The 233-nt window shown below is 35.6% G+C and carries 1 protein-coding gene; it reads right to left on the reverse strand.

Going from position 1 to position 233, the window contains the following annotated elements; genetic code table 11:
- On the reverse strand, positions 1 to 233 hold a 233-nt coding region (locus L9G74_RS22120), incomplete at both ends, for a hypothetical protein (protein ID WP_238899103.1).

A 233-nucleotide genomic window follows, 5' to 3' on the forward strand; every position in this document is an offset into this window, starting at 1 on the left:
CTTTCAAAATAGCATCGCTAGGATCGATATCAGTAAATTTATCGATTTCTTCTACTTTGCGATAGTAAATTCGAATATCATCTTTGGTTGCCTTATCCATACTCTTCAAGATGTAACAATGATGTTCTGCACTAACCATGATGATTGCTTCTGGATATTCGGTTTGAATAAAGTGAAGCAACTTCTGAGCAATATCATAATCGAGCGCAGTTCTTTTGATTACTTTGCCATCG

The organism is Shewanella electrica, from assembly GCF_022321485.1.
Lineage (GTDB): Bacteria > Pseudomonadota > Gammaproteobacteria > Enterobacterales > Shewanellaceae > Shewanella > Shewanella electrica.